The organism is Ruminococcus sp. RTP21358st1_G6_RTP21358_211008 (assembly GCF_040908885.1).
Taxonomy (GTDB): domain Bacteria; phylum Bacillota; class Clostridia; order Lachnospirales; family Lachnospiraceae; genus Blautia_A; species Blautia_A faecis.
Map to the genome: position 1 here is coordinate 23,183 of NZ_JBDGDM010000048.1, position 11,149 is coordinate 34,331.

The 11,149-nt window shown below is 43.9% G+C and carries 9 protein-coding genes and 1 rRNA gene; all 10 read left to right on the forward strand.

Translation table 11 applies throughout. The features are described 5' to 3' along the window. Positions 1-114 precede the first annotated feature (114 nt). Positions 115-1,140 (forward strand): phosphoribosylformylglycinamidine cyclo-ligase, encoded by a 1,026-nt coding sequence (gene purM, locus AB5Z12_RS16545; protein ID WP_118579246.1) that lies wholly within the window; start codon positions 115-117, stop codon positions 1,138-1,140. Then, the gene (gene purN / locus AB5Z12_RS16550; RefSeq protein WP_148462742.1) at positions 1,134-1,760 is read left to right on the forward strand and encodes a phosphoribosylglycinamide formyltransferase; all 627 of its coding nucleotides are present in this window, start codon (positions 1,134-1,136) and stop codon (positions 1,758-1,760) included. The genes purM and purN overlap by 7 nt, the downstream gene beginning before the upstream one ends. 10 nt (positions 1,761-1,770) lie before the next feature. Then, the gene (gene purD, locus AB5Z12_RS16555) at positions 1,771-3,045 is read left to right on the forward strand and encodes a phosphoribosylamine--glycine ligase (protein ID WP_148462741.1); all 1,275 of its coding nucleotides are present in this window, start codon (positions 1,771-1,773) and stop codon (positions 3,043-3,045) included. Between the two features lie 141 nt (positions 3,046-3,186). Continuing rightward, positions 3,187-4,380, forward strand: coding sequence for an FprA family A-type flavoprotein (locus tag AB5Z12_RS16560; protein WP_173770353.1), 1,194 nt, complete (start codon positions 3,187-3,189; stop codon positions 4,378-4,380). Between the two features lie 279 nt (positions 4,381-4,659). Then, entirely contained in the window at positions 4,660-5,553 is an 894-nt protein-coding gene (locus AB5Z12_RS16565) for an SseB family protein (RefSeq protein WP_148462739.1), read from the forward strand. A gap of 146 nt (positions 5,554-5,699) precedes the next feature. Next, complete coding sequence (locus AB5Z12_RS16570; protein ID WP_118579020.1) at positions 5,700-6,071, forward strand: GntR family transcriptional regulator; 372 nt, start codon at positions 5,700-5,702, stop codon at positions 6,069-6,071. Positions 6,072-6,133: 62 nt separating this feature from the next. Further along, positions 6,134-8,593, forward strand: a complete 2,460-nt coding sequence (locus AB5Z12_RS16575; protein ID WP_368357394.1) for an ATP-dependent Clp protease ATP-binding subunit — start codon at positions 6,134-6,136, stop codon at positions 8,591-8,593. Between the two features lie 181 nt (positions 8,594-8,774). Beyond that, positions 8,775-9,188 (forward strand): endosialidase, encoded by a 414-nt coding sequence (locus tag AB5Z12_RS16580; protein ID WP_148462737.1) that lies wholly within the window; start codon positions 8,775-8,777, stop codon positions 9,186-9,188. Then, positions 9,182-10,558, forward strand: coding sequence for a DNA repair protein RadA (radA, locus tag AB5Z12_RS16585; protein ID WP_148462736.1), 1,377 nt, complete (start codon positions 9,182-9,184; stop codon positions 10,556-10,558). Before AB5Z12_RS16580 ends, radA begins: the two co-directional genes overlap by 7 nt. Before the next feature lie 515 nt (positions 10,559-11,073). Then, positions 11,074-11,149 (forward strand): 16S ribosomal RNA (locus tag AB5Z12_RS16590); the annotation flags it as partial.

Here is an 11,149-nt window from a genome sequence, read left to right on the forward strand (position 1 = left end):
GCAGAATAACCTTTTCTGCTGATGCAGGTGAAGAATCCTGCGAGGCAGGATCTTTCTATGAAAACCATAATAAACACCATAATAGAAACCATAAAATTCTGGGAGGAAAAAGGCATGGATTACAAGAACGCGGGCGTTGATATTGAGGCAGGATACAAATCAGTAGAATTAATGAAACAGCATATTGCAAAGACTATGAGACCAGAAGTACTTGGAGGAATCGGCGGATTCTCAGGTGCTTTTTCCATGAACAGCTTCAAGGATATGGAAGAGCCTACACTGGTTTCCGGAACTGACGGAGTTGGAACCAAGCTGAAACTGGCATTTATTATGGACAAACATGACACTGTTGGAATCGATTGTGTGGCAATGTGTGTAAACGATATTGCATGTGCAGGCGGAGAACCTCTTTTCTTCCTGGACTACATTGCCTGTGGAAAGAACTATCCGGAGAAGATTGCTGAGATCGTAAAAGGTGTTGCAGAAGGCTGCAGCCAGTCAAGCGCAGCCCTCATCGGCGGCGAAACTGCTGAGATGCCAGGATTTTATCCGGTAGACGAGTATGACCTGGCTGGATTTGCAGTTGGTGTTGTTGATAAAAAAGACCTGATTACAGGAGAGAATTTAAATACCGGAGATGTTCTGATCGGAATGGCTTCCTCAGGCGTACACAGCAATGGTTTTTCTCTTGTCCGCAAAGTGTTTGAGATGACAAAAGAGTCTCTGGACACATATTATGATGAACTTGGAACTACCCTTGGTGAGGCGCTGATCGCACCAACCAAGATTTATGTAAAAGCTCTTAAGAGCATTAAAGATGCAGGGGTTAAGATCCACGCATGCAGCCATATCACAGGCGGCGGTTTCTATGAGAATGTACCTCGTATGCTCAAAGAGGGCACAAGAGCCGTGATCGAGAAAGACAGTTATCCGGTACTTCCGATCTTTAAGCTTCTTGCAAAGACCGGAGACATTGAAGAAAAGATGATGTACAACACCTACAACATGGGACTTGGTATGGTTCTGGCAGTTGATCCGGCTGATGTAGATAAGACTATGGAAGCAATCAAGGCAGCAGGTGAGACACCATACGTAGTAGGACGTATTGAAGCAGGAGAAAAGGGAGTGACATTATGCTAAAGGTTGCTGTCCTGGTATCAGGAGGCGGTACCAATCTCCAGGCAATCCTGGATGCCATTGATTCCGGCAGGATCACCAACGCGGAAGTTTCTCTTGTGATCAGCAATAATCCAAATGCTTACGCACTGGAAAGAGCGAAGAACCATGGTATAGAGGCTGTCTGTATTTCACCTAAAGAATTTGAAAACCGTGAAGAATTTCATAAGGCACTTTTAAAGAAATTGCAGGAAAGCGGAGCAGAACTGATTGTTCTTGCAGGCTATCTGGTTGCAATTCCACCTATGATCGTGGAGGCATTTCCAAATAAGATCATCAATATCCATCCATCCCTGATCCCATCCTTTTGCGGCGTAGGATACTATGGACTTCATGTTCATGAAGCTGCCTTAAAAAGAGGCGTGAAAGTAACAGGTGCTACTGTTCATTTCGTGGATACAGGTACAGATACCGGCCCTATTATTTTGCAGAAAGCAGTAAAAATCGAGCCGGATGATACCCCACAGTCTCTTCAGAGAAGTGTAATGGAAAAGGCAGAGTGGAAGATCCTTCCGAAAGCAATTAATCTCATTGCCAATGGAAAGATTTCGGTAGAAGATCATATTGTGACTATCAGCGATTAAGGAGGAGATTATGAAAGTACTGATCGTAGGAAGCGGCGGAAGAGAGCATGCAATCGCATGGAGTGTATCCAGAAGCCCTAAGGCAGATAAGATTTACTGTGCACCGGGAAATGCAGGAATTGCAGAGTATGCAGAGTGCGTGAACATTGGTGCTATGGAATTTGAAAAACTTGCTGATTTTGCTCAGGAAAATCAGATAGACCTTACCATCATCGGTATGGATGATCCGTTGGTAGGCGGTATAGTAGACGAGTTTGAATCCCGCGGTTTACGGGTATTCGGACCTCGTAAAAATGCAGCAATCCTGGAAGGCTCCAAGGCATTTTCCAAGGATCTGATGAAGAAATACAACATTCCGACAGCCGCATACGAGAATTTTGATGACCCGGAAAAGGCACTGGTTTATCTTCGCACCGAAGCAAAATTCCCTATCGTCCTCAAAGCAGACGGACTTGCTCTTGGAAAAGGTGTTCTGATCTGTCAGAATCTTCAGGAAGCAGAAGCTGGTGTGAAAGAGATCATGGAAGATAAGAAGTTTGGAAGCGCCGGAAATACCATGGTTATTGAGGAATTTATGACTGGTCGTGAAGTTTCCGTTCTTTCTTTTGTAGATGGAAAAACAATTAAAACCATGACCTCCGCACAGGATCATAAGCGTGCAAAGGACGGTGACCAGGGCTTAAATACAGGCGGAATGGGAACCTTTTCTCCCAGTCCTTTCTACACAAAAGAGGTGGATGAGTTCTGTAAGAAATATGTATATCAGCCAACTGTGGATGCAATGGCCGCTGAAGGAAGAGAATTTAAAGGAATCATTTTCTTTGGTCTGATGCTGACAGCAGATGGTCCGAAGGTACTGGAATACAATGCCCGTTTCGGAGATCCGGAAGCACAGGTTGTTCTTCCGCGTATGAAGAACGACATTGTAGAAGTTATGGAAGCCTGCATTGATGGAACTCTGGATCAGATCGATCTTCAGTTTGAGGACAATGCCGCTGTTTGTGTAGTTCTCGCAAGTGACGGATATCCGGTGAAATATGAGAAAGAAATCCCGATGTATGGATTTGAGAATTTCAAGGATAAAGAGGGATATTACTGTTTCCATGCCGGAACCAAGTTTAAGGATGGACAGATCGTTACAAATGGTGGACGTGTTGTAGGAATCACAGCCACAGGCAGCAATCTGAAAGAGGCCAGAAAAAATGCCTATGCGGCAACAGAGTGGATCACTTTCGCAAATAAATATATGCGCCATGATATTGGAAAAGCAATTGACGAAGCATAATTAAGTGGTATAAAATAGGCAGGAGACAAGAGTGTTTCCTGTCTGTTTTTGGTTATGGAAGTCCTGACAGGATGAAAATACAAAAGTCAGAGAATTCTGTGTTGCAGAATTTATTTAGCAAAAGCATTAGGAGGAACCATTATGTACAATGTGAAGAAAGTAAACGAAGATTTATACTGGATCGGTGCAAGTGACAGAAGACTTGCCCTTTTTGAAAATATTTACCCGATTCCAAGAGGAGTTTCCTACAACTCTTATGTGATCCTGGATGAGCATACCGTGCTTCTGGATACAGTTGACAAGTCTGTAAGCGGACAGTTTTTTGAAAATCTGGAGCATGTTCTTGGAAACAGACCTTTGGATTATATGATCGTAAACCATATGGAACCAGATCATTGTGCAATTGTGGAAGAGGTGGTAAGAAGATTCCCGGAAGTGAAGGTTGTGGGAAATGCCAAGACCTTTAACATGATGAAACAGTTCTTTACCTTTGACGTGGATGCCCATGCAGTTGTGATCAAAGAGGGAGATACCATCAGTACAGGTAAACATACCCTTGCGTTTGCCATGATCCCCATGGTTCACTGGCCAGAAGCAATGGTTACATACGATGCATATGACAAAGTGCTTTTTAGCGCAGATGCTTTTGGTACTTTTGGAGCGCTGAATGGAAATGTGTTTGCAGATGAAGTAAACTTTAAAGAAGAGTGGCTGGATGATGCCAGAAGATATCTGGTAAATATTGTTGGAAAATATGGCGGACCGGTTCAGAGTGCCCTGAAAAAGGCCCTTACACTTGATATCGCCATGATCTGCCCACTTCATGGTCCTATCTGGAGAGAGGATCTTGGATGGTTTATTGACAAATATCAGAAATGGAGCACTTATACACCTGAAGATCATAATGTTGTGGTTATGTATGCCTCCATTTATGGAAATACGGAGAATGCAGCTGATGTTCTGGCAGGCAGACTGGCAGATGCAGGGGAGAAGAATGTGAAGGTTTATGATGTTTCTGTAACAGATCCTTCCTATCTGGTAGCGGAAGCATTCCGCTGTGACAGAATCGTATTTGCCTGCCCGACTTATAATGCAGGACTTTTCCCGAAGATGGAAACCCTGCTTCATGAACTTGCTGCCCACAATCTGCAGAAGAGAAAAGTGGCAGTTCTGGAAAACGGTACCTGGGCTTCTACTGCAGGTAAGCAGATGAAAGAGATCCTTTCCGGTATGAAAGATATGGAAATCTATGAAGAGACGGTAACGGTAAAGTCTGCCCTGAAAGAAGACCAGCTGGCACAGCTTGATAAGATTGTAGAATTTATGACAAAATAAGAGAAGGCTTGTCGGATCAGTGGATGCCAGGCGTGACAAGATATGCCGAAAATTGGGGCGTGCAGCATGAAAAAATGATTTTTGGGACACGTTCTAGTATGGAACGCGGTAAAATTGCATAAAAACACTGACGGTTAGACTTTACTTTTTTGCAATTTTGTTATAAAATAAAACCTATATTAGGTTTTTGTCGATATGTTTTGAAATCTGCCAGACAGGACAAGGTTCATAGAATTTTCGTATACGACAGCAGGAAACCAGGACTGAGAGGATAATGACATGGGAATCACTGAACAGGAAGCAATTAAGGAATTACAGACAAGAGACGAAATCTTTGTAGCGTATTCACAGGCTACGAAGCTTCCATATGTAATTTGCGATCAGGAGAGCTTTAATGATCAGGTGTGGGTATTTGCCACAGAAGAAGAGATTAAAGCATTTGGTAAGAAGAAATTAGAGGATAAGATTCTTCTTATGGGAATGAAATATGAGAAGAAAGACTACCCAAGATTCTACGGCACACTTTATGCAATCGGTGTAAACAGTGTAGTATGGGTTGATGGAGAGAATCAGATTGAGGTTGAACTTACCAGAATTGCCAGACAGGCAGATTTCAGCCAGCTTGAGCCGAAGAAGCAGCCACTTTTTAATTCCACTCTTCAGCTTTCCGGTATCTATTTTATGCAGGAGCTCCGTCGCCCGATTAAGAAAGAGGAGCGCACTGTGAACCTTCGTGAAATGGAAGAAGAGCTGATCGTGAACCTTAAGAAATCTGAATTCCTGGTAGCTATGGCTACTGATCCGGAAGACCCGACCAAGGTTAACATTCCATATCTTAAGAACAAACAGGGGGATATTCTTCAGCCGGCTTTTACAGATGTTATGGAATTTGATAAATTTGCAAGAGGCAAGAAGCTTCGGGCAGCCAAGGTTCCATTTGCCAAACTGCCAGGTCTCATTATCAACCAGGCGAAAGCATTTGTGATCAACCCGATGGGATTCAATCTGATTCTTGACAGAGTACAGCTTGGAAAGATTCTGGGTGTGGAGATTCCTCCGGCTTCAGTACCGGCTGAGAGTGCACCTGCTGCGGCAGCAACGCAGGAGACTAAGGCATCAGAGGGTGAAGTAAAGGCAGAAGAAGCACCGGCAGCTGAGACACCGGTTCAGTAGGAATAGGGAGCGCTGCCAGCTTTGCAGATGGCTTGGCTTATATCTAAACGAAGTGTTTATTACGAAAGATAGGAAGAGACCGGGGCTGTATGACTCCGGTCCTTTTGTTTTTGGGATATTCACTATTTTTTACAGGGAGGGATAAAATGGTAATAGAGATAGATTTCCAGAGTGACGAGGCACTTTATACCCAGCTGATGAATCAGATCATTATGGGAATTGCCACATCCCGGTTGCAGGAAGGAGATCCTCTTCCATCTGTCAGACAGCTTGCGGATACCATTGGAATTAATATGCATACTGTAAACAAGGCCTATTCATTGTTACGCCAGGAAGGATTTGTCTCCATTGACAGAAGAAAAGGCGCAGTAATCTGTCTGGATGTGGATAAGTTAAGGGCTATGGAGGAATTGAAGCAGAATTTACGTGTTGCGCTGGCAAGGGGCTGCTGCAATAATGTGACCAGGGAAGAAGTGCATAGTCTTATAGATGAGATTTTGGATGAATATGAGAAATAAAAGCGAGATTGTTCGAGAAATCAACTTGTTTGTACACTAGCGTAAGGAGGAACAATTGATCAATGCGAAATAAATTTACGAAACAGGCTCAGACAGCCCTGACACTGGCAAAGGCAGCAGCCATTGATTTTGAACTGGGCTATATTGGTACAGAACATCTTTTACTGGGACTTTTAAGTGAGACAGAAGGCACTGCCGGAAGAGTCCTGGAGGAATTTCAGGTAGATGGCAAGAAACTGGTGGAACTGATCGATAAGCTGGTAACTCCGGCAGAAGTGGGAAATATAACTGAGATTGAAATGAAGCCGCCATACAGTCCGAGAACAGAGAAGGTTCTGAAAAGTGCCGTGGCAGAGGCACAGAATTCTGGCTGTGAGAAGGCAGGAACGGAGCATTTGCTCCTTGCCATGCTCCGCGAGACGGACTGTGTTGGAACCCGGCTTTTGTATACGATGGGAGTGAATATCCAGAAGCTTTACGCAGCAGTCCTTGGAGCCATGGGCTATGACAATGAGGCTATTCAGGAAGAGTTCCAGGCTGCCAAGGCAATGCAAAATCTCGGAGGCAGCCCGACGCCGGCGCTTGACCAGTACAGCCGTGATCTGACCCAGATGGCAGCAGAGGGCAAACTGGACCCTGTTGTGGGAAGAGAAAAGGAAATCAGCAGGCTAATCCAGATTTTAAGCCGCAGAACCAAGAATAATCCATGTCTGGTAGGCGAACCAGGGGTAGGTAAGACTGCCATTGCCGAGGGGCTTGCCCAGAGGATTCTTGCAGGTAGTGTTCCGGAGACGATTAAAGACAAGCGACTGGTAGTGTTGGATCTGTCTGGAATGGTGGCTGGAAGCAAGTACAGAGGTGAATTTGAGGAGCGTATCCGCAAGGTCGTGGATGAAGTACGTGAGAATCAGGGGATTCTTCTGTTTATTGATGAGCTTCATACAATTATTGGAGCTGGCGGAGCAGAAGGAGCCCTTGACGCTTCCAATATTCTGAAGCCATCTCTTTCCCGTGGGGAATTGCAGATCATAGGCGCGACCACTCTGGAAGAGTATCGCAAATATATAGAGAAGGATGCCGCTCTGGAGCGACGCTTCCAGCCTGTTACCGTGGAAGAGCCTTCTGAAGAGGAGGCTTACGAGATCCTGAAGGGACTTCGCCCATACTATGAAAGACATCATAAAGTAGAAATATCAGATGAAGCTTTGGAAGCAGCAGTTAAAATGTCAGTACGTTATATTAACGACAGATTCCTTCCGGATAAAGCAATCGACCTGATTGATGAAGCTGCATCTAAGGTACAGCTTTCCGGATATCAGGCTTCTTCCGAGATTGAGGATTTAAGTCGTGAGATTCAGGAAATCCTTCAGGAGAAAGAGCGTGCCATCAAAACTGGTTATTTAAGTCTTGCCAAAGAATGCCAGGAGAAACAGAAGGAAGCAGAAGCCAGACTTGAGCAGCTTCAGGTAAAAGAAGAAAAGAAGAATCAGAGAAAATCCGGAAAAGTGGACGAAAAAGCCGTAGCCTCGATTGTATCCGACTGGACCAAAATTCCGGTACAAAGACTGACGGAGGGAGAGACCAGACGTCTTGCTCAATTGGAAAAAGAACTTCACAAACGTGTGATTGGTCAGGAGGAAGCAGTGCATGCTGTTTCTCAGGCTGTAAAACGTGGTCGTGTGGGCTTGAAGGATCCGAACCGTCCAATCGGTTCTTTCCTGTTTCTGGGGCCAACAGGCGTTGGGAAAACAGAACTTTCCAAGGCACTGGCTCAGGCTGTGTTTGGCAGTGAACAGGCTATGATTCGTGTGGATATGTCTGAATATATGGAGAAACACAGTGTTTCCAAGCTGATCGGTTCTCCGCCAGGATATGTGGGATATGATGAAGGCGGACAGCTCAGCGAAAAAGTACGCAGAAATCCATACAGTGTTATTCTTTTTGATGAGATCGAGAAAGCACATCCGGATGTGTTTAACATTTTGCTTCAGGTGCTGGATGACGGACATATTACAGATGCCCACGGAAGAAAAGTGGATTTTAAACAGACGATCATTATCATGACTTCCAATGCGGGCGCCCAGGCAATCGTAGAACCGAAGCAGCTTGGTTTTATTTCCCAGAAAGATGAGAAAAAGGATTATGAAAAAATGAAATCCGGCGTTATGGAAGAAGTGCGCCGTCTTTTCAAACCGGAATTCCTGAATCGAATTGACGAGATTATGGTATTCCACACCTTGAATAAGGAGGAAATCCGTAAGATTGTACTCCTGCTCCTGAAATCACTGGAAAAACGTTGTGAGGAACAGATGGATATTCATCTGAATGTGACGAATTCTGCAGTAGATTATATTGCAGAAGCTGGATTTGATGCTAAATACGGTGCAAGACCTCTTCGCCGGGCCATTCAGTCCAAGATAGAAGACCGGCTGGCAAATGAGCTCCTGGAGGGCAAGATCAGGCGGGGAGACATCGTGCAGGTACAGTATAGAAATAAAGAAATTCGTTTTATTGTGAAGTAATATTAGGTTTGAACAGTAACCAGTAATATTCTAAAATTACTATAAATTTTATGTAAGGGACTGGCAAAGAAAAAAGTTTTATTATATAATATGTACAACATCGGGGAACCGGTGAAAAGGATCTGGCGAGGAGAAATCCGCTGGAGAACATAACGAAAGAGTCTTAGGGAGGACAAGCATCATGGCAGTAGTAAAGGAACTGATCCGTACAGAGGAAAATGGTACCATCAGCTTTGGAGATTATGAGAAAAACCAGAAATCAAAGGTTTCAGACTATCCCCATCAGGGAGATATGTATAAAGTAAAAACATTCAAGGAGATCACCAAGCTGGAACGCAATGGTATGTTTGTATATGAGTCCGTACCAGGTACCGCTGTATTTGATCTTGCACAGGACGGAAGTCAGATGAGTTTTCGTGTAGAAGGACCGGAGGATGCACAGATCACGGTTGAACTTGAGGCAGAAGCTCAGTATGAAGTATATCTTGACGGAGCAAGCACAGGTAAAATGGAGACCAACCTTGGCGGAAAGCTTTCTTTCAGCGTAGAGCTTGGAAATGGCTCAGCTGTTGATGTAAAAATTGTAAAATGCTAAAAAATAAAAAAATGGTATATTTTTGCCAGGAGTGCGGTTACGAATCCTCGAAATGGATGGGACAGTGCCCTGGCTGTAAGGCCTGGAATTCTTTTGCGGAAGAACCTGTATCCACAGGGAAAAAAGCATCAGGAGGCGGTAAGTCCGTTTCCAGGCAGCAGTCTGAACCGGTGATTCTGAAGGAGATCAGTCTGAAAGAGGATGAACGTCAGACAACGAAAATAGGGGAACTTGACAGAGTACTCGGGGGCGGCATTGTCCCCGGGTCTTTGGTTCTTGTTGGGGGAGATCCGGGTATCGGAAAATCCACCCTTCTTTTACAGGTGTGCCGGAATCTGGCTGAGAATGGAAATTCTGTCCTCTATATTTCCGGTGAGGAGTCTTTGCGTCAGATCAAACTTCGTGCTAACCGTATCGGTACTTTCAACGAAAACCTTCAGCTTTTATGTGAGACCAATCTGGATACTGTACGAGAAGTAATGGAACGAAAGAAACCAGATGTAGCTATTGTGGACTCTATTCAGACTATGTTTGATGAGGAGATTGGTTCTGCACCGGGGAGCGTTTCCCAGGTAAGAGAGTCTACGAATGTACTGATGCAGATTGCAAAAGGTCTTGGAATAACGATTTTCATTGTTGGTCATGTGACCAAGGAGGGCAATGTGGCAGGTCCGAGAGTGCTGGAACATATGGTTGACACAGTGCTTTATTTTGAGGGAGACAGACACGCTTCCTATCGGATTCTGCGTGCGGTGAAGAATCGATTTGGTTCTACCAATGAAATTGGCGTTTTTGAAATGCAGGGGACTGGTCTTGAAGAAGTTTCAAACCCTTCGGAGTATCTTTTAGAGGGACGTCCTGAGAACGCGTCAGGGTGTGTTGTGGCATGTTCTATGGAGGGAACACGCCCGATCCTTGTGGAAATTCAGGCATTGGTTTGTGAGAGTAATTTTGGTATTCCAAGAAGGACTGCTGTGGGAACGGATTTTAACAGGGTCAATCTTCTCATGGCTGTATTGGAGAAGAAAGTTGGGCTTCATCTTGCTTCTTCTGACGCCTATGTAAATATTGCCGGAGGGATGAAGATGACAGAACCGGCGATTGATCTTGGAATCTGCCTGGCAATTGCATCCAGCATGAAGGATATTGTAATTCCAGATAAATTGATGGCTTTTGGTGAAATTGGACTTAGTGGAGAAGTACGTGCCGTAAGTATGGCGGGGCAGAGAGTGCAGGAGGCGAAAAAGCTGGGATTTGACACCGTGATCCTGCCTGAGGTATGCAGAAATTCAGTGGAAAAAGCAGATGGGGTTAATCTGGTCTATGTGAGACAGATTCAGGATGCCATCCGGTATATTATGAGTAAATAGGTTTTATGTTTACGTTTGTGAAAATAGATAGAGAAATAATACTTGAAAAGTAAGCAATGATAACCTGTACAAAAAATATGAATTTTTTTGTAAAAAAGTGCTTGACGATTCCTTGCGGCAGTGGTATAGTAAACAAGCTGTCACAAGGAATTGCTTCTGAAATACTGAAAAATAAAATAGTTTTCAGAAAATTCAAATTAACTGTTGACAAATGACTGAACTTATGATAAAGTAATCAAGTCGCTTGAACAGAACGACAGAAACAAACAACTTTAGACAGGGTCTTGAAAATCTTAAAAACTTTTGAAAAAAGTGCTTGACAAGATTTGAAAGATATGATAAAGTAAATAAGCTGTCGCAAATAGATGACAGCGAAACAACCTTGATAACTAAACAGTGAAACACATACGATTCTCGAAAATTTCTTTATACAATTCATTTTCGAATGAAACTTTTAAAACAGTAATGACGAGAGATAACTAAGCTAGTTGGTTGTCTTGAGTGAATCAAACATTTTATCAGAGAGTTTGATCCTGGCTCAGGATGAACGCTGGCGGCGTGCTTAACACATGCAAGTCGAACGGGAAACAT